At 26.8% G+C, this 21,284-nt stretch carries 15 protein-coding genes; all 15 read left to right on the top strand.

Annotated features, from left to right (window positions below; translation table 4 throughout):
• Positions 1 to 1,839, top strand: coding sequence for a molecular chaperone DnaK (gene dnaK / locus AAHM84_RS02890; RefSeq protein ID WP_342258446.1), 1,839 nt, complete (start codon positions 1 to 3; stop codon positions 1,837 to 1,839).
• Positions 1,840 to 1,895: 56 nt separating this feature from the next.
• Positions 1,896 to 3,023 (top strand): DnaJ C-terminal domain-containing protein, encoded by a 1,128-nt coding sequence (locus tag AAHM84_RS02885; RefSeq protein WP_342258445.1) that lies wholly within the window; start codon positions 1,896 to 1,898, stop codon positions 3,021 to 3,023.
• Positions 3,024 to 3,102: 79 nt separating this feature from the next.
• A complete protein-coding gene (locus tag AAHM84_RS02880; protein WP_342258444.1) occupies positions 3,103 to 4,827 on the top strand; it encodes a hypothetical protein in 1,725 nt (574 codons plus the stop codon).
• Between the two features lie 15 nt (positions 4,828 to 4,842).
• Positions 4,843 to 5,970, top strand: a complete 1,128-nt coding sequence (gene mnmA / locus AAHM84_RS02875) for a tRNA 2-thiouridine(34) synthase MnmA (protein ID WP_342258443.1) — start codon at positions 4,843 to 4,845, stop codon at positions 5,968 to 5,970.
• Positions 5,971 to 6,017: 47 nt separating this feature from the next.
• Positions 6,018 to 6,647: a hypothetical protein gene (locus tag AAHM84_RS02870; protein ID WP_339034743.1), complete on the top strand. Its 630-nt coding sequence runs from the start codon at positions 6,018 to 6,020 to the stop codon at positions 6,645 to 6,647.
• A gap of 39 nt (positions 6,648 to 6,686) precedes the next feature.
• On the top strand, positions 6,687 to 8,762 hold the full coding sequence (locus AAHM84_RS02865) for a DUF2779 domain-containing protein (protein WP_342258442.1): 2,076 nt from the start codon (positions 6,687 to 6,689) through the stop codon (positions 8,760 to 8,762).
• Positions 8,762 to 9,709: a methionyl-tRNA formyltransferase gene (gene fmt, locus AAHM84_RS02860; RefSeq protein ID WP_342258441.1), complete on the top strand. Its 948-nt coding sequence runs from the start codon at positions 8,762 to 8,764 to the stop codon at positions 9,707 to 9,709. Before AAHM84_RS02865 ends, fmt begins: the two co-directional genes overlap by 1 nt.
• Positions 9,710 to 9,799: 90 nt before the next feature.
• A complete protein-coding gene (efp, locus tag AAHM84_RS02855; RefSeq protein WP_342258440.1) occupies positions 9,800 to 10,357 on the top strand; it encodes an elongation factor P in 558 nt (185 codons plus the stop codon).
• A gap of 24 nt (positions 10,358 to 10,381) precedes the next feature.
• Positions 10,382 to 10,672, top strand: coding sequence for an MMB_0454 family protein (locus tag AAHM84_RS02850; RefSeq protein ID WP_342258439.1), 291 nt, complete (start codon positions 10,382 to 10,384; stop codon positions 10,670 to 10,672).
• A 137-nt stretch (positions 10,673 to 10,809) separates the two neighbouring features.
• Positions 10,810 to 12,711: a hypothetical protein gene (locus AAHM84_RS02845; RefSeq protein ID WP_342258438.1), complete on the top strand. Its 1,902-nt coding sequence runs from the start codon at positions 10,810 to 10,812 to the stop codon at positions 12,709 to 12,711.
• Between the two features lie 241 nt (positions 12,712 to 12,952).
• Positions 12,953 to 14,725: a hypothetical protein gene (locus AAHM84_RS02840; RefSeq protein ID WP_342258437.1), complete on the top strand. Its 1,773-nt coding sequence runs from the start codon at positions 12,953 to 12,955 to the stop codon at positions 14,723 to 14,725.
• A 113-nt stretch (positions 14,726 to 14,838) separates the two neighbouring features.
• A complete protein-coding gene (locus tag AAHM84_RS02835) occupies positions 14,839 to 15,462 on the top strand; it encodes a hypothetical protein (RefSeq protein ID WP_342258436.1) in 624 nt (207 codons plus the stop codon).
• Positions 15,463 to 15,520: 58 nt separating this feature from the next.
• Positions 15,521 to 16,810, top strand: coding sequence for a trigger factor (gene tig, locus AAHM84_RS02830; protein WP_342258435.1), 1,290 nt, complete (start codon positions 15,521 to 15,523; stop codon positions 16,808 to 16,810).
• Positions 16,811 to 16,911: 101 nt separating this feature from the next.
• Positions 16,912 to 19,287, top strand: coding sequence for an endopeptidase La (lon, locus tag AAHM84_RS02825; RefSeq protein ID WP_342258434.1), 2,376 nt, complete (start codon positions 16,912 to 16,914; stop codon positions 19,285 to 19,287).
• An 82-nt stretch (positions 19,288 to 19,369) separates the two neighbouring features.
• Positions 19,370 to 21,235: an ABC transporter ATP-binding protein gene (locus tag AAHM84_RS02820; RefSeq protein ID WP_342258433.1), complete on the top strand. Its 1,866-nt coding sequence runs from the start codon at positions 19,370 to 19,372 to the stop codon at positions 21,233 to 21,235.
• The last annotated feature ends 49 nt before the right edge of the window (positions 21,236 to 21,284 follow it).

Here is a 21,284-nt window from a genome sequence, read left to right as displayed (position 1 = left end):
ATGGCAAAAGAAAGAATTATAGGAATAGACTTAGGTACAACAAATTCATGTGTAGCTATTATGGAGGGTGGACAACCAATGGTTCTTGAAAACCCTGAAGGTCAAAGAACAACACCATCTGTTGTTGCATTTAAAAATAGTGACATTATTATTGGGGGAGCTGCAAAAAGACAAGCAGTAACAAACCCAAATACAGCAATATCAATTAAACGTGATATGGGAACAAATAAGAAAAGAAATTTAGAAGGAAAAGATTATTCTCCAGAACAAATTTCTGCAGAAATTTTAAGATATTTAAAAAAATATGCTGAAGATAAAATTGGTACAAAAGTAACAAAAGCTGTTATTACAGTACCAGCTTACTTCAATGATGCTCAAAGAAAAGCTACAAAAGATGCAGGGAAAATTGCAGGTTTAGATGTTGAAAGAATTATTAATGAACCTACTGCAGCTGCATTGGCATATGGAATTGACAAACAAGATAAAGAAATGAAAGTTTTAGTTTATGACTTGGGTGGAGGAACATTTGACGTTTCATTATTAGAATTAGCAGAAGGAACATATGATGTTTTATCAACTTCAGGTGATAATGAATTGGGGGGAGATGACTTTGACCAAAAAATTATGGATTGAATCGGTCAAGAAATTAAAAAAGAACACAATATTGATTTATCAAAAGATAAAATGGCTTTACAAAGATTTAAAGATGAAGCAGAAAAAGCAAAAATTAACTTATCAAGTCAAGTTGAAACAGAAATTAACTTACCATTTATTGCAATGAATGAAAGTGGACCAGTTAACTTTTCAACTAAATTATCAAGAGCAGAGTTTCAAAAAATGTCAAAAGATTTAGTTGAAAGAACTAGAAAACCAGTTGAAGATGCTTTAAAAGAAGCAAAATTAAAAGCTAGTGATATTGATCAAGTTCTTTTAGTTGGGGGATCAACAAGAATTCCAGCAGTTCAAGAATTAGTAAAATCATTACTTGGAAAAGAACCAAATAGAACTATTAATCCAGATGAAGTTGTTGCTATGGGTGCAGCTATTCAAGGTGGAGTTTTAGCTGGGGACGTAACTGATGTTCTTTTATTAGATGTTACTCCTCTAACATTAGGGATTGAAACAATGGGTGGAGTTATGACACCTTTGATTCAAAGAAATACAACAATTCCAACTGAAAAATCACAAGTATTCTCAACAGCAGTTGATAATCAACCAGCAGTTGATATTAATGTATTACAAGGTGAAAGACCAATGGCTGCAGATAATAAATCATTAGGACAATTCCAATTAACAGGAATCAAACCAGCTCCAAAAGGAACTCCTCAAATTGAAGTTACATTTAAAATTGACGTAAACGGTATTGTATCTGTAACTGCAAAAGATAAAGCTACTAATGAAGAAAAAACTATTACAATCTCAAACTCAGGTAGTTTATCTGATGCAGAAATTGAAAGAATGGTTAAAGAAGCCGAAGAAAATCAAGAGTCAGATAATAAAAAACGTAAAAATATTGAATTAAAAAATAAGGCTGAAAGTTACTTGAATATAATTGAATCTTCAATTAGTGAAACTGGAGATCAAGTAAATGAAGAGCAAAAAAAACAATCTGAAGAAATGGCAAAAGAAATTCGTGAATTAATTTCAAAGGAAGATTATGAAACTTTAGAGAAAAAAATGAATGATTTAGAGCAAGCAATGAAAATGGCTTCTGAAATGGCAGCTCAGCAAGCACAAGCTGGTGCAACTGAACAACCAAAAGAAGATATTGAAAACAAAAAAGATAAAAAAGATAAAAAAGATAAAAAAGACAAAAATAAAGATGAAGAATCTAAATAATTTTAAAAAACAACTAATTTGTAGTTGTTTTTTAAAGATAAGAAAGAAGGTATATTATGGCTAAAAGAGATTACTATGAAATTTTGGGTATTGCCAAATCTTCATCTGAAGATGATATCAAAAAAGCATATCGTAAATTAGCTAAAAAATACCACCCAGATATTTGTAAAGAACCGGATGCAGAAGAAAAGTTTAAAGAAGCTACAGAAGCAGCTGAGGTATTATTAGATGCAAATAAACGTCAAGCTTATGATCAATTTGGTCACGATGGATTAAGTGGAATGGGTTCTGGTTTTGGTGGTGGATTTGGACAAGGATTCGGAGACTTCTTCTCAAATATGGGAGGAGCTGGAGACTTTTTCTCAGACATCTTTTCTAATTTTTTTGGAGGAAGAGGTAGTTCTTCTTCAAGAGCAAGAACTTCAAGAGGAAAAGATGTTGTAATAGATGTTAATTTAACTCTAAAAGAATTATTATTTGGAGTTGACAAAGAAATTAAAATGGATTTAATTTCAAAATGTGATGATTGTGATGGAACTGGTGCAAAATCGAAATCAGATATTGTTGAGTGTGAAGTGTGTAATGGACACGGTGTAGTTACTGTACTTCAAGATATGGGTATTGCTAAATTTCAAACACAACAATCTTGTCCAAAATGTAAAGGAAATGGAAAAGAAAATAAGAATCCATGTAAAACTTGTAGAGGACATGCAACTGTTCTTAAAAAGGAAACTGTCATGATGCCAATACCAAAAGGTTTAGTTCCAGGTCAGCAAATTGTTTTAAGAAATGCAGGAAACTATTCTCCAAATGGTGGAGAGCGTGGTCATTTATATGCAGATATACATCTGAATGGTTCCAAAAAATTAGCAATAGTGAATGAGTTTGATATCAAATTTAAATTTGATATAAGTTATCTAGATGCTATTCTGGCAAATGAAATTTCTATAAAAACATTAGATGGAAATATTAATGTAAAAATACCAAAAGGTATCAAAAATGGAGATATTATTACTGTTAAAAATTATGGACTATATAAAGGTGTTAAATCATCTCACAGAGGTAATTTATTATTAGAAGTTAATTTTGTAATTCCAAAAGATCTTGAAAAAAGCGAGAGAGAAAAATTGCAAAGCATATCAGACTCAACTAATTTTAAAGTTACAAATAATTTAGAAGAATAACCTTGAAGGTTATTTTTTTACATAAAGTATTATTTTTCATAGCCACTAATTATTGTATAATTAGTTAGTGAGGTTTATTATGTCTGATAAAATAAAAGTTCTAAAAATTAATAAAAATTTAACAAATTCATTTGATGAAAACTTAGGGGATTTTCATACAAATAAACTATGATTTGATGAAAACTCTGGAGAGACAATTTTAACAGAATTGGATAAAACAATGGAATTTAAAACAAAAAACATATCAAAAATTGATCTTGTTCAAAATGCTAATTCTCATTTTTTTGCTCCAGAAAATTCAAATAATTTGGCTTTTCAAAAAACTGATATTGGGAATAACAAATATGAGTCAATTAATTTAGTTGATAAAATGATTATGCCTAGAAGATCTGATATTAGAAAAGAAATTATTGATTTAAGAGTAAGAAGTTATGAAAATGAACAAAATGATAAAGATTATCTTCTTAATAAATTAAATATTGATTTAAAACCAAATAATAAATTTAAAAACTATAATTTAGCTAGAAATGAGAATTTAATACCTAAAACAAATTCTTATCAACAAGAACTAAAAGAGTTAGAAGTTTCATTAAATAAAAAAATTGATGAGATTAAAAAAACTGTGGAAATGACTTCAGAACAAATAACTGATATTTTTAATAATAATAATAAAGAAGTTGTAAAAAACAAAGTAAATAAAGAAAAAGAGAGTTCTTTAGTTCAAAAATCAATTGAAGTAGATTTAGATAAAAAAGATAATGAAACTGTATTTTTTTCTAAAATTAATAAAGAAGAAGACAAAAATAATGCAAAAGATAAAATAAATTTTGATAATAAAAAAGAATTCTTTGAGAATCAGTTAGATGATGAAAAATTATTATCTGCAAATATGTTATTAGTAGAAAATAAGTTGTTAACAGAAAATAAAAGATTAATGGAAGAAAAATTATTAGTAGAAAATAAACTTTTAGCTGAAAATAAAAAACTAAATGAGGAAAAAATTTTAATGGAACAAAAATTCTTAGCTGAAAAAAAACTAATTGAAGTAGAATTAGAAGAAGAAAATGGATTAGCACAAATAAAACTATTAGAAGAAAAAAGAAAAATGACAGAAGAGCGATGGTTAACTAATAGAAAATTAATAATTCAAAAAAAACTAGCAGAAAAAAGACTTCATGATGAACAATCAAAAGCACTTGAGGAACAGAAAAAAGTAATTGAAAAACAAAATCTTGAAGAACATAAAAGTCTTCAAGATCTGCAAGAAATTGAAGATGATAAAAAACTTCAAAAATTAGAAATTGAAAGAGATGAAATGAATATCAAACAAAATTCAGAAACTAAAATTGAAGCAGAACAAAAAATGGATAAAATTGTGCATGTCAATTTTGAAGATGAAAATGCGAAAAAGAATAATGATAAAGCTTTAAACATTAGCAATACGCTTCCAAGTGCTGATTTAGATACAAAGGAGTTAAATTTATTCTTTAAAGAGGATAATAATTACTCATTACCAGTAATAAATAACTCTGATTACACTATTGCAAATACAGTTGATGATCTTCAAAAAGCTTTTAATAGTCTTGAAAGTAGAAATAAAAAAAATAAGGTTAAAACTGATTTTTTTGAAAAAGATGGTGGTACAACTCAACTTGTAGAAAGCTTACAAGTAAAATCAAAATTAACTAAGAATCAAAATCAAAACTCTTTTAATTTTGATTCATTTGAGGATTGATATAATGACTCAAAAGTAGATAAAAAAATTAGTAAACTATTAAAAAAGGAAAAGAAAAAAAATAAATAAAATAAGGCGAAAATTATGAAAAAAAAGAAAGTTATTGTTGGTCTAAGTGGAGGAGTAGATTCTTCTGTTACTGCAGCAATATTATTAGAACAAGGTTATGAAGTTGAAGCTCTTTTTATGAGGAATTGAGATAGTAACTTAAATAATGATATTCTTGGAAATAAATTAGATGAGGAAGTATGTCCACAAGAAAAGGATTACTTAGATGCTTTAGAAGTAGCTAAAAAATTGAATATAAAAATTCATAGAGTTGATTTCATTAAGGAATATTGAGACTATGTTTTTGAGCATTTTGTAAGTGAATACAAAAAGGGAAGAACACCAAATCCAGATATTCTTTGTAATAAATACATTAAGTTCGATAAGTTTTTAAATTATGCAATTAATGATCTTAAAGCAGACTATATTGCTATGGGTCATTATGCAGGAGTTAGATTTGATAAGGATAAAAATACTTATGAATTAATAAGAGGACTTGATAAGGAAAAGGACCAAAGTTATTTTCTTTGTCAGTTAAACCAAAAACAGTTATCAAAAACGCTTTTTCCACTTCAAAAATTTCAAAAGAGTGAAATTAGAAAAATTGCAAAAAAATATGATTTAATAACAGCTGAGAAAAAAGATTCTACAGGTATTTGTTTTATTGGAGAGAGAGATTTTACTAATTTTTTACAAAATTATATTTCAAATCAACCAGGAGATATTATAGATATAAAATCTAATAAAAAAATAGGAACACATATTGGTGTAATGTACTATACAATTGGCCAAAGAAAAGGATTAAATCTTGGTGGTCAAAAAGAACCATATTATGTTGCTGAAAAGGATATCAATAATAAAATTATTTATGTAGCTCCATTAAGCGATGAGACTTTTTTAGAATCAAAAAGTTGCATAGTTGAGGAATTTAATTTTATATCTAATTATGAAATATATTTTAAATCAAATAAATTTCAATGTAGTGCAAAATTTAGATATAGACAAAAAGATATTAAAGTTGAAGTAGAAGTAATCTCAAATAATAAAATTAAAATTAATTATCAAGAGCCAGTTAGGGCTGTTACTGAGGGTCAAGAAGCCGTATTATATATTAATGAGATTTGTCTTGGTGGTGGAGTTATTGATAAAGTTTTAAAAATTTAAAAAAATGAGTTAAAATAAAAAAGAATTAGAAGAAGGTGTAAAGTTACATGTTACTAAGTAGTTCAACAAGTACTATTGTAATTGGAGTTGTTGTTTTAGTTGTTTTAATATTTGTTATAGTTTCATCAATAACAAGTAAAAAAGCTCAAAAAGTTGAACAACAAAAAAGAAAAAAAGTAGTTAAAGAAGAAATTAAAAACTATCTGGCAAAAACACAGAACATTAAAAACATTAAAGTTGAATATGAAAAGGTTTATGCTAGAAAAGGTGTAGAGTACAAATATAGAGATGTTTTTGATGTTGTTGTTCAAATGTTTGAACCAAAAACAAATAAGTTAATTTCAACTAATGCATATGAAGTAGAAGGAATTACTACAAAATCAGGAAAAAATAACTATGTAACTGCTTGACAAGTTAATGGTGAAATTGACCTTGAAAATACAAAAAGAAGGATAGCCATTGCAGAAAAAAAAGTTAAATTAACAAAACAAGAAAAAGTTGTACTTAAAAAAGAAGAAAAGTTAAAAACTATTGAGCATAAAACTCAAGTTAAAGAGGAACTTAAAAATATCAAAGTTGAGAAAAAAACTCAAAAAAGTAATAAGGATATTTCTCTTCAAATGGATAAAGCTATTAAGGCAACAACAGTTAAATTTGTACCAAGAAGAAATAAGTAACATATTTTATAATATGTTTTTTGTTTAGGGGATTATAAGATGAAAGTAGTTACAAAAGAAGATTTTAAAAGATATATGGGCGTTTGCCCAAAAATAGCTTGAATTTTTCATAATTTAGAAAATTTTAAAACAATTATTAATTTGAAAAAAAATAAGATTCTGGAAACTCATTACAAAGTTGAAATGAACACAGAAGATGATTTTAATTCTTCGTCTGGATTTAATGCAATTGATTTATATTCTGATTTATTAACAAAAGAAGAAAGTCTTTTATCAAAAGAGGAGTCTAATCAAAAAGATTTATTAATTAAACAATTAAATGATCTTAATGGTTTTGAGATATCAGGGCTTCCTGCAGAAACAATTGTTGATGGATTGGCAGTTGGTGAAGCTGCTAGGGAGTATTTTATTGAAAAATTATATGAAGAGAACTCAGTGAAAAAAACAAATTTTGAATATTTTGATTTTCAGGAAATGGAATATAGTCAAACAATTCAAAAAACACGTGAGATTTTAGAAAATAATAATATAAAGTATTTGTTCGAACCCACTTTTGAAGCTAATGACTCTATGTTAAGAGTTAGATGTGACGTTTTAATTAACAATGGTAATAAGCACGTTACAATTGTTGAATTTAAGGGGTCAACCTCTTCAAAGACTGAGCATTTTCTTGATATTATGTATCAAAAAAAAGTTTTAGAGAAAAATGGTTATATTGTTGATGATGTAAAAATAGGCCTAATAAATAGAGACTATATTAGAGGAATTGGTATTAAAGAAGAAAGACGAGACTTTAAAGTATCAGATTTATATGATATAGATTATGAAAATGATATAGAACCTAAAACTAAGGATTTAAAACTTCCAATTAGTGGTGAATCTGATTTAATATATTCACAATTAATAAGAATTACAGATAAATTGGAGAATTCTATAAAACTTCCAAAAATTAATAGTTTAATTGAAGGAATGGAAGCAAATGATTTCTATTTTGATGGTTGTATAGCGGAGATATCAGCTTTTTTTGAAACAAAAGAGAATTTATTTAATGAAAAGTGTAAAAAAATTAAATTGGAATATGCAAAATTAAGCTATAAACTTGATGAAAAATATTGTCAACATGTTGTTCCATATTATGATAAAAGCAAGTTTAATCTTTACGAATTATCAAGATTTAAAGCATCTGCAGCAGTTATACACTCATTATTTCCAAAAGACATTTATATTGAAAATATTAAGGATGTAGAAGATAATAAATATATTTATAATTCTAAACATTTGTTTAAGCAAGATGAAAAAAGAGTAATTAATGTTGTTTCTAATTTTATAAAAAATAAAAAAATTACAGCCAAAGATATTATCAAAGCTGGTTCATATGAAACAATCTTAAAAAATTTAAAACAATATTATGATTATCCAGTTTATATGTACGACTTTGAAACAGTAAAGTGAGCAATTCCTAAGTATGATAATTCTTGAGCTTACCAACAAATTCCATTTCAATATTCAATTCACGTTATTGATAATCCAAATTACGATTTTAATGACCCAATAAATACAATGAAACATTTAAACTTTATTGCAAGTAATCAAGAAGATCCAAGACCGCAATTTTTATTAAATTTTATTAGAGATTGTTTTAAATATGGTCCAGGTATTTATGTGGCATATAATAAATCTTTTGAAAAGGGAGTTTTAAAAAATCTTATTTATTGTTATCCTCAATTCACAATTCCCTTGACTTACATTTATATGAATACTATTGACTTAATGGAATTTTTCAGAAAAAGTGGAGACAATTGATTAATTTATCATCCAGAGTTTAGAGGATCATATTCAATTAAAAAAACTCAACCTGCTTTGGATAGTAGTTTGAGTTACAAGGATCTAAAAATTAATAAAGGTGATAAAGCAAGTCAAACTTTCAGACAATTTTTAGATAATGTAATTAGTCAAGAAGAATATGAAATAATTTTAAAAGAGGATATGCTTAAATATTGTGACAGAGATACATTAGCCATGATTGTAGTTTTACAAAAAGTTGTAGATATTGTTAAGGAATATAATCCTAATTTTTTAGAAGATCTTATGAAATTAAGAGAGGATGAGAATTAATGTTTAAAGTGATATTTTGTGGTACTCCTGATATATCAGTTGAGATTTTAAAAGGTATAGAAAAAACTGGCCTAACAATTGTTGGTATTATTACTCAACCTGACAAGCAAATTGGTAGAAAAAAGGAAATTAAGTTCTCACCAGTAAAAGAATATAGTTTAAGCAAAAATTATAGACTATTTCAACCTTTTAAGATTTCACAAATTTATGATGAATTAAAAAGTCTAGAAGCAGATTTTATGATTACTTGTGCTTATGGTCAATTTATTACTCAACCAATTTTAGATCTCTTTAAAAATTGTATTAATGTTCATGCAAGTCTTTTACCAAAATACAGAGGGGGAAGCCCGATACAATATGCAATTATGAATGGAGAAAGCAAAACTGGTATTTCATTAATGAAAATGATTAAAAAGATGGATGCAGGTGATGTGTATTGCCAAGCAGAAATTTTAATTACACCAGAAGATAACGCTGATTCAGTTTTTCAAAAAATGGCCGTTTTAGGTAAAAAAATGATAGAAGAAAGTTTATTACAAATATTAAAAGGGCAATTAATTGGAGTTCAACAAGATGAAACTAAAGTTAGCTTCGCATATAATTTAAAAAATGAAGAAGAAAAAATAGACTGAAATAAATCAGCTGAGCAAATTTGTAATTTTATTAGAGCTTTGAGCCCTCAACCAATTGCTTTTACATATATTGACCAAGAAAGAATTAAAATAAAATCAGCAAGAGTTATAAAAGATGAAGAGAAAATAATGACATTAGATAAAATATTTGCTAATGGAGAAATAATTGCCATTGATAAAGAGGGAATAATTGTAAATACAACTAATGGATTTTTAAAAATTATTGAACTTCAAAGAGAAGGTAAAAAAATGGTTAGTGCATCTACTTTTAAAGATCCAAATTCACCTATAAAAGTGGGTTTAATTTTTAACTAATTTTTATTTACAAATAAATTCTTTCAAATTAGCACAAGAGAGCATTTTTTATATATAATTTATTTAGATACATTAAAGGGAGATTATTTTATGTCAGTAAACGATTTAAGACCTGGAAATACATTCTTATATGATGGGAATATTTTTGTTGTTTTGGAAAACTCATTTTCTAAAACAGGTAGACAACAGGGAAAAGTAACAGTAAAAGTTAAAAATTTGAGAACTGCAGCAAGAGTTGAAATTACTTTTACAGGGGGAGAAAAAGTAGATAAGGCTTTAATTGAGAAAAAGGATATGCAATTTTTATATAATGATGGTTCAAATTGTGTTTTAATGAATACTGAAAATTATGAACAAGTGGAAATTGCTTCAGCAAAATTAGAATGAGAATTAAAATTTATAACAGATGGTATTATGGTAAAAATGACAGAGTATGATGGTGAAATTCTGGGAATAACTATTCCTGAAAAAATAGAACTAACAATAGTTGAAGCTGAACCTGCTGTTAAAGGTGATACAACTAGTGGAGCTCAAAAAAAGGCAAAAGTTGAAACAGGATTAGAAATAACTGTTCCTTTATTTATTAAAGAAGGAGAAAAAGTGTTAATTAATACTACTGATGGAAAATATGCAGGAAGAGCAAACTAAAATAAGAAATTAGAGGTGAATGATATGTACATATCTATTGAAAGAAACTCTAGAGGTAATCTAGAAATAGATGAAAAAATACTAAGTAAAATAATTGAATTTGATGTTATTTCAATTGCAGTTGGCTATAAAAGTATAAATGTAAGTGTAACTATTCATCAGGAAACTGATCTATTTATTTTGGTAAGAGTATACGCGCTTGGTCAAGGAAAATTTTTTATGGATGGAGTTAAAGCAACTTCAGTTATTAATGATTCTATTTATAAAACTTTAAAAGTAAAACCAAAAAATATATCTTTTGCATTTATTAAATAGACTTTTGTTTATTTAATTTTTATTTTATAAACTCAAAATTATTTATCTTTTAATTATAACTGTTCTAGGCAAGATAACCTTTAAAAATAGGCCTAAATAGTGTATAATAAATCTATATTTAAATGGAGGAACTAGGCATGGCGGCTAATAATAAATCATTAGGAAAAAATATAAGTACTACAAGGACAAAAACAGTTATTGTAAAGAAGCCTGGCTCAAATGAATATTTATATCAAAAGTTTGGTCCCAAAGCATTAGCTTTAATTAATAAATATAATCTGCAAATTGATGAAAGTTATAAAAAATTAATCTCTTCATATGAAAGAATAAACTCATTACCTAAGAACGACCCAAGAAGACCTAATTTAATTGACTTATGAGAAGGTGAATTTAATAGGATTTTTAAACACTTTTGAGAAAATTTTGCTAACGGACAAAATTATACTAATGAAAGAGCAATTTCTGGTTGAAAAGATAGATTAGATGTTAAACCAGTATCAGTATTACCAGATGAAAAAAGAAAAGATTTAATATCAAGACTTTCTCCTACTGCATCAAGCTTTAAAGGTAGCAAGACAACTAAGGAAGAAATTTTATCTAGAGCTGGTTATTCAAATCAAATTAAAACAGAGAAATTTAATTTTACTGCAACAGCTAAAACTGGGCAAAGCTTATTTGAAATTGAGAACTTATTAAGTGCAGCAGAAGAAAAGGGAGTTGGAGAACCAGAAAGCATTCTAAAAAATAGTTTTGCAGCTCTTCAGTCTAGTGAAAATGAAGTTGCTTCAACTAAATCAGTTATTAGAATAGACGAAGAAACTGAATTGATGACTTCATCTGCAATTCCAGATCCTAATTTGTTAGATTTTATTAATGATGGAAATGTTTCAAATAGTTTAATTCAAGAGGAAAAGGCTAATATTGCAAATCAAGAATTAACAAAAGAAACTAAAATTTCTGAAAGTGAATCTCAAGACAATAATTCAGAAAGTATTGGATATATTACAAGAGAAAATATGTCTAGAGAAGAATTTAATAAAACAAACAATATTGAAGTACAAGAAAATATTTTAGTAAAAGAAGATGAGAATCTTGCAGCTTTAGAATTAGGAACAGAATTTTTCCAAAAACACTTAACTGAAGAATTTGACATTAATACTAATATTTATGTTACAGAAAAAATGGGTAAAATTGAATATAGTATAAAAGATGAAATGATAATTCCAGAAAAAAGAAATATTCTTTCAAAAGAAGGATTTGAAATTAATTTAAATCCTGAAAAAACTAACTTATTAGTAACAAACAATGAAAGAACTGAAAAAAAAGGGCAAGCAAAACCTTATCATGAAGAAAGACCAGTAGGATACTATCCAATAAATTATGATGCTGCAAAAAGACCAATGATTCATGATTTAATTGCTTCAAATGAAAGAGAAAGCTTAGCACTTGATGAAATGACTCATAAAGTTGAGTATTTGAGACAATTAAGAAATGATCGTCGTCATAGAGTTAATATGATGAAAATTGAAAGAGCTAACAGTTATATTGTTACTCGTGCAAGAAGAATGGCCGAATCACGTGAGTTAAGAAGACTTAAAAGACGTGAGGATGTAAACTTAAAAGCAATCGAAAAAGCAGAGAGATTAAGAAGATTACATGAAAGACAAAAATTAATTGAATTAATGAAAGAACGTCAATTAAAAAGAACTGAAGAAAAACGTGTTGCTTCAGTTTTAAGACTTGAACGTGAGAGACGTTATGAAAGAGATGCTAAATATAGAGCTGAAATAGCAACTATTGACGCGCAAATTAGACAAGAGCAAGAATTAATAAAAGGAACTGAATTAAAAATGAAAGCATACTTTACAAAAGTTAATGATAACGAAATGTTTGATGAGTCATTAAAAGTTGCTAAAGAAATAGTTCCAAATTACAAAGCAATTCAACAAAAAGCAGAAACTATTCAACAATTAGAAGAGCAAAAACGTAAGGATAGAGTTGAAAAAATTAGTAGAAAATTTATAAAAAATATTAAATAATAAAAAAGACAGTTTTTATGATAAAAATGTCTTTTTTTTTATTTTTTAATGATATTTAAAAATGTCTTTTAAATTTAATAATATACTTTATTTTGTAAATAAAATATGATATTTATAGTAAAATATTTTTAACTAGTAAAAGTTTGCTTAAATTATTTTAAACAAACTATAGTAATTAATTTAATATTTATTTTTAATTGTTTTAAGCAATTAAAAAAAGAAAAAGAGGTAATAAATAAAAATGACAGTTAAGAACAAAAGTAGAGTAAGAACAGAAAGTGATTTCTCTTTACTATCTGGAAAAGTAAGAGCTAGAGTTAAAAATTTAATTGAAAAGAGGCTTAATAGTAAAACAATAGTATTATTTGCTCAAGAATATGAAGCATATGATATAAATTTTCGTCTTCAATTAGTTGACTATATTAATTATTTAATGGAAATTGAGAATTCAAATTTGCCTGCTTATTTAAATAACAGAAACCAAGCAACTAATGAAGCTGTTTATCAAAGTTTAAAAAAGACTATTTTTAAAGATAAGGAACTTGATAAAAAAAGTTTTAAATTCCAATTAAATGATTCTAAAGCGGCAACTAGTAAAAAATTAGTTAATAGTTCTATTCAAGCAGATCCAAGAAAAAAAACTAAAGAAAATGATGTTCCTAAACTAAATTCAATTAATAGAAATTCAATTGAGAAATTATTATTGGAAGCAAAACAAAGAGAAGAGCAAGAAACTAAACTTAGAGATGCAAAATTAAAAGAACAACAAAGATTAGTTGAGGAACAAAAAAGAGAATTAGAAGAAAAAATGGCCTTAGAAAGAAAAAGAACTGAGGAACTAGCAGCTAAACTAAAAGAAGAAAAAAGAATACTTGAAGAGAAAAGACTTGCAGAAGAAAAAAGAAAAGAAATAGAAAAGCAAAAAATTCTTGATAAAAAATTAAAAGAAGAAAAAGTGGCTAGATTAAGAGAAGAAAAAAGATTAGCTGAAGAAAAGAGAATTGCTGAAGAAAAAAGAAAAGAAATAGAAAAGCAAAAAGCTATTGAGAAGAAACTAAGACAAGAGAAAGCAGCTAAATTGCGAGAAGAGAAAAGAATAGCTGAGCAAAATAGAGCTGAGGAACAAAGAATAGAAGAAGAAAAAAGAGCAGCTGTACAAAAAAAACTAGCTGAAGAACAGAGAATTATTGCAGAAAAAAGAAAAGCTCAAGAAGAAAAAAGAGTAGCTGAACAGCAAAGATTATCTGAACAACAAAGATTAGCTGAAGAACAGAGAATTGCTGAAGAACAGAGAATTGCTGAGGAAAAAAGAAAAGAAATAGAAAAGCAAAAAGCTATTGAGAAGAAACTAAGACAAGAGAAAGCAGTTAAACTTAAAGCAGAGAAAGCTGAAAGAGAAGCAAAAATAAAAGAAGAAAATAAACTAGCTGAGAAAAAAAGTTTGGCTGAGCAAAGACAAATTGCTGAAGAAAAACGTATTAACGAAGAAAAAAAACGTTTAGAAGAAGAAAAGGCAGCTAGGGAAGAAGAAATGGCTTCTGTCGAAAGAGTTATTGAGACTAGAACTGTAAAAGAGAGAGACTACTTTAGAGAGCAAGCAGAAAAAGAGAAACTTTGAATGCAATTATATGGTAGATCAAGAGAGGATGCACAAAAATATAGACAGAGTCAAGAAGAAAAAAGAGTATCTAAAATTAGTGAACATAATAAAAAGATATATATTGATTCTTCAGTTGAAGCTCAAAAAACTTTTACTATTCTTGGATATGAGTTCTCAATGTCTGAAACTATAGACCCAAAAAACAAGTTCTTTAGTTTTTGATATGATTTAAAAAAGAAATTAAACACTTCAAATATCTCTGTTTGATTAAATATTCATCCAGAAAAACAGAAATCAATACTTAAAAAAAGATTAAAACTTGAAGCGGGACTTTGAGAAAAAATAAGATATATATTTACAAGTGAACCAATTAAGAAAAAAAATCTACCTAAAAAAAATGAAAAAAATAAATAAAAAGAATATAAAAAAATTAATGAGTAAATATTTTAATCTAGTAATTATCTTCCAAATAAGAAAATAATTTAGTTGCAATATATTAATTTAAACTACTGATGGGAGATGCAATTATGAAATGTTGTAATTGTAAAAATAAAATAGATAATTGTAGTTGTTCAATAATTGAGTGCAATTGCAATGAAATCATTAGTTGTTTGTGCTGTTTATTTAAGTTTTGGGAAGAAAGAGATAAACAATTAAGTATTCATGAAACTTTTATAAATTTTTGAAAAGATACAATAAAAATTAAAGCCATTCCTAGTGTCATAAAAAAAGATATTGAAAGTATCTTTAAGAAACTTTCAAAAGTAGAAAACTGTTTAAATAAGCTTAATAAGTTTAATTATATAGAATATCTTGATTTAAAATATGATCCAGAATATATTGCAAAATTAATGCAGAAAAATAATATGTCTAAATTAAGCTATTTTATAACTAAAATTGAATTATATATTGAATTTTCTAATATTGTAATCGATGTAAGTGAGTATTTAAATTCTAGAAATATTTACTTAAAATTAAATACAAATATTAAAGCAATAGTTAAATTGTTACCTATAATTGTTGAAATATTTGTTTGTTTTGAACCATCAATTGAGAATTCTCTAGAGTATGAAACTTTAAAAGAAAAAATGTATATTTTTGACTCAAATTTAATTAATTTAGAAAATAAGTTAGAGATTAAAATTACTTAATAATAGTCAATTATTTGTTATAATAAAAAAAGTTATGTATAAAAGAGGAGAAATTTATATGAAATTTAGTACAAAAAAAATTGCACAAAAAGGACAAGGAATTTGGATAGTTACAATTGAAGGTAAAGAATGAGAAGAAGCAGTTAAAAAAGGTAAATCAAAAGCAGCAGCTAACATTGAGATACCAGGTTTTAGAAAAGGTAAAGCACCAAAAGAAAAAATTGAACAGTATTTAACACCAGTTAAATATTTAAATGCAGCAGTTCAATCAATCATGGATAAAGCTTGGACTTTTGCAAGAGATCAAAAGTCTGATATTGAACCATTTACTTCACCAGTACCAACGCCTGTTAAAATTAGTGAAAAGGAATGTGAGTTACACTTTATTTTTGACTTAAAACCAGAAATAAAAATAGGAACTTACAAAGGGCTAAAAGATAAAGAGTTATTGAAAGAAGAGTTAAAAGTTACAAAAGAAGAATTAGATAAAGCAATTGACCAATATAGAGAAAGATTTGTAATGGAAAAACTAAAAGAAAAAGGTGCTAAAATTGCTAAGGGTGATTCAGTATCATTTGATTTTGAAGGATTTATTGATGGTAAAGCTTTCAAAGGTGGAAAAGGACTAGATTTCAAATTAATTATTGGAAGTGGCCAAATGATTCCTGGTTTTGAAGATGCAATGATTGGTAAAGGGCTAGGAGAATCTTCAATTAATGTAGAGTTCCCCAAAGACTATACTGAGGAATTAAAAGGAAAAAAAGCTGAGTTTAAGTTAGATGTAAAAGAAATTAAAGAGAGAATTTTACCTGCAAAAGATGATGAATTAGTAAAGGATTTAAATCTACCGGGAATTACTACTTTTAAAGAGTTAGAAAATAGTTTAAAAACTCAAATTTTAGATCAAAAAACATTACAATCAAAAAATGTTTTTGTAAACAAAGTGATAGATTTAATTAGATTGAATTCAACTATAGAAATTCCAAAATCAGCTATTAATAAAGAAATTGAAACTTTATACAAGGAATTTGAAGCAAAGGTTCAAAGTCAAAAAATAACAATCAAAGATTATAAAAAACAAACAGGGTTAACTGATAGTGATATTAGAAACGAATTATTTGGGGATGCAAAAAAACGTATTGAAAGTTATTTAATAACAGATCAAGTTAGAAATACTGAAAAATTTGAAGTATCAGAAGAAGAATTAAAACAAAAGTATGAAACTTTAGCTAAATCATTTGGTGTAGAAATTGACTTTATTAAGAATTCTTTCTTACCAGAAGCACAGATAAAAGAAGAAATAATTAAAGAAAAAATCGTTGATTTCTTATATACAAATAACGGTTAAAAATACAAAATTTCTTGTATTTTTTTTTTTTTTTTTAGCACTTAACACTTGCAAGTGCTAAAAATTATGATATTATATTTTTGTACCTAAGGAGGAATATTATGAATAAAAAATTACCTATGTTAATTACTCGTGGTAGTTATATTTACCCAACTTTTGAACAAGTTTTAGAAATTGGTAGAGATAAAACAACACTTGCAGTTAAAGAAGCTGTTGAAAAATATGAGGGAAAAATTCTAATGGTTTCACAAAAAAAACCATTAGAAGATGATCCAAAATTAAATGATTTATTCACATTTGGTGTATTGGCTGAAGTAAAAATTAAAAAGGAATGAAAAGATGGTACATTAACTGTAAATATAAAATCAATATCACGTATAGAAATTAGTGATATTGAGTTGAATGAATTTTATATTGCAAATTATAAAGTAAAAGATAGCTTAAAGAGCTCAAATAAAGAAGCGTTAGATAAGATAACAAAATATATTAAGGCAATGATAAGTTCACAAGATGAATTCCCATCAGAAGTTGGTGATATTATTAAAACTTCTGCTGCAAATGTTGATCCTAATTTTATTGTAGATAGTGCTGCTAATTTGATGCCGTTTATGCCAATTGAAAAGAAACAGGCAATGCTTGAAGAATTAGATCCTGTTAAAAGAATTGAAATAATTAATGACTTTTTAGATGAAAAACGTCAATCAGCAGATATTGAGTCATCAATTAGTAAAAAAATTAAATCAAGAGTTGATGAGCAACAAAGAGAATTTTATTTAAGAGAAAAATTAAAAGCTATTAAAGAAGAATTAGGGGATATGGATGGAGAAGGAGATGATTTGGCTAAATATAAAAAACGCCTTGAATCAGAACCTTTCCCAGAAAACATAAAAAAAAGAATTTTATCAGAAATTGATAAATGTGAAGGAATGCCTGCTTCTTCTTCAGAGGCAAATATTACAAGAACATATATTGATTGAATGATGCAAACACCATGATGACAAAAAACTGAGGAAAAAACAAATCTAACTTTTGCAAAAAAAGTTTTAGATAAGCATCACTATGGATTAGAAAAAGTTAAAGAAAGAATTATTGAGTATTTAGCTGTCAAACAAAATACTAACAAAGTGAAAGGACAAATAATTACATTAGTAGGTCCTCCAGGAGTTGGTAAAACAAGTTTAGCAAAATCAATTGCTGAATCAATGGGAAGAGAATTTGTAAAAATGGCTCTTGGTGGTGTTAAAGATGAATCAGAAATTAGAGGTCATAGAAAAACTTATATAGGAGCAATGCCAGGTAGAGTAATTCAAGGAATGAAGAAAGCTGCAGTTAAAAACCCAGTTTTCTTACTTGATGAAATTGATAAAATGGCAAGTGACTATCGAGGAGATCCAGCTTCAGCAATGTTAGAAGTATTAGATCCAGAACAAAACTCAAAATTCTCAGATCATTATTTAGAAGAAGAATATGATTTAAGCGATGTTGTATTTATTGCAACTGCAAATTATCCTGAAAATATTCCAGAAGCTTTATATGATAGAATGGAAATTATTGAATTATCAAGTTATACTGAAATCGAAAAAATGAAAATTGCAGAGGAGTATTTAATTCCTAAAGTTTTAGATGATCATGCGGTTACTAAAGAACAAGTAATCTTTAAAAAAGAAGCAATCAATGAAATTATCAAACACTATACTAGAGAAGCTGGTGTAAGACAATTAGAAAGATGAATTGCTTCAATCACTAGAAAATTTGTTGTAAAAATGTTAAAAAAAGAAATTGAAACATTAACAGTTACTCCTAAAGTAGTTAATGAATTACTTAAAAAAAGAATTTTTGAACATACTGAAAAAGAAAATGAAGCTCAAGTCGGAGTTGTTACAGGACTTGCTTATACTCAATTCGGGGGAGATATTTTACCAATTGAAGTTAACCACTTTCCTGGTAAAGGGGGATTAATTCTTACTGGTAAACTTGGAGATGTTATGAAAGAATCAGCAACTATTGCTTATGACTTTGTTAAATCAAATTATAAAGCGTTTGGTATTCCTAAAGAAGTATTCAATGAAAATGATATTCATATCCATGTTCCTGAAGGAGCTGTTCCAAAAGATGGTCCCAGTGCTGGTGTAACAATTACTACAGCAATTGTTTCAGCATTAACAAATAAACCTGTACCAAAAGAAATAGGTATGACAGGTGAAATTACATTAAGAGGATTAGTATTCCCAATTGGTGGATTAAGAGAAAAATCAATTTCTGCCCATAGAAGTGGTTTGAAAAAAATATTAATTCCATTTAAAAATACTAAAGATATCGAAGATATTCCTGAAGAGGTAAGAAAAGAATTGGAAGTAGTTCCTGTTCAAAAATATTCAGAAGTTTATGAAAATGTATTTGGTATTAAATTAAATGATCTTGTTAGAGAATTACCAATTGCAACTTCATCGAAAGAAGAAGGCAAAAAAACTCACTAATATATAAAAACAACTTTCTAATAGTTGTTTTTATATTTTTATGATAATATATCAACAATATAAAATAGAGGGGAAAATTTATATGGATAATTCATATAATGCAACAAATAATCCAATTGGAGATGCGATTGTTGCTGATAATAGAGAAGAATCTAAAAAATATATTCCAGATGATAAGGTTTATAAATTAGTTAAAGAAAAAAATAAACTTAAATTTTCATGAATAGTATTAATTTATGGATGAAAATATAAGGCATTGTTTTTAAGTGTAGTTTTTGTTGTAACTTTTAGTGCTTTTTTAGTAAGTTTAAATACTTTATTTCTAAGAAATGTTCTTAGTGCAGCACAAGCTCAAAATGGACAATATTGAAATTTATCTTGAAAAGCATGAATGGCTATAACAGCTACAGATTTAATTTTGCTATATTTTTGTACATATATCAGGAACTCATGTTCAATTATGCTGGCAGTAAATATAGAAGTAGAGTTAAGAAATTTAACAATAAAAAGATTATTAGAGCAAGACATTAGTTATTATTCTGATAAAAAAATTGGAAAATTAATGACAAAATTAGTTGGAGATACTAATGTTATCGGAAACGAGATTTCAGGAATGATTGCTTGAGTAATTCAAGCACCATTAGTTATTGTAATGGGAACAGCTATGATGTTCGCAATTCATTGACAACTTGCTTTAGTTGCAAGTATTTGTGTTTATTCATTAACATTTATTGTAATAATGTTTTCACTTCAATATCAAAAAAAGGTTAAAAAAGTTAGAGATGTAATTTCTGATGTCAATGGTGATGTAATTGATCGAATTGGAGCAATTAAATTAGTAAAAGCAACAGGAACAAGAAGATATGAAGAATCAAGATTAGAAGAACTTCATAAGCCTTATATTAAGGCCTTTAAGCCAATTTCAAAAATAGATGGTACTTTATTAGCAATTTTAATTGCTTCAGATGTTCTAATTAATTTAATTATGATAACTATTGCAATAGAATTTTTTAATGATAATAAGATGTTAACAACTACTTTACCATCATTTATTTCAGCTATGGTTGGTTTAACTCGTCCTTTATGACAAATAGCTGCAATTATTCCAGGTCTATCAAGAGCATCCGCATCTTCTGCACAAATATATGAAGTTATTGAAAAAGAACCAATTCTTGATGATAAAGATAAATCAGGGATTTTATTTGATGAAAATATTTCAAAAATTGAGTTTAGAAAAGTTAAATTTAATTATCCTGAGAAACCAGAAGTTAACATTGTTCCAAATTTGGATATTACTTTAGAAAAGGGAAAATCTTATGCTTTTGTTGGTGAAACTGGAAGTGGTAAATCTACAGTTTCAAAATTATTGTTAAGATTTTATGATCCAACTGAGGGTTGCATTTTAGTTAATGATAAGAATTTAAAAGACTTTAACTTAAAAAGTTATTTAAGTCACGTTGGTTATGTTGAACAAGAGCCATCAATAATTTTTGGTGATGTTTATGATAATGTTAGATATGGTCATTTTAATGCTACTGAAGAAGAAGTACATGAAGCTTGTAAAAAAGCCCAAATTGATCAAATTATTAATAGTTGACCTTATGGTTATCAAACTATTTTAGGAGAACGTGGTTTATTACTAAGTGGTGGTCAAAAACAAAGACTTGTAATTGCAAGGATTTTACTTAGAAATCCTGAGTTATTAATTTTAGATGAGGCTACAAGTGCGTTAGATAATATTGTTGAAAAAGAAATCCAAGTTCAATTAAATGAACTGATGAAAGAAAAAACATCAGTAATAATTGCACATAGATTGAGTACTATAAAAGATGTTGATAAAATATTTGTATTAGCTCCTGGTAAGGGAATTGTTCAACAAGGAACTTATAAAGAATTAATAAAGATTCCAGGAAAATTTAAAGATTTGCATGATGCAGGTAAGTCTTAAAAACTAGCCAAAAGGTTAGTTTTTTTATGCTATTATTCAATTAGGAGTT

This window comes from Spiroplasma endosymbiont of Dioctria linearis (assembly GCF_964030865.1).
Lineage (GTDB): Bacteria > Bacillota_I > Bacilli_A > Mycoplasmatales > Mycoplasmataceae > Spiroplasma_A.
The sequence above is the reverse complement of the archived record's forward strand: the minus strand, read 5'-3'. Positions and strand labels throughout refer to the sequence as shown.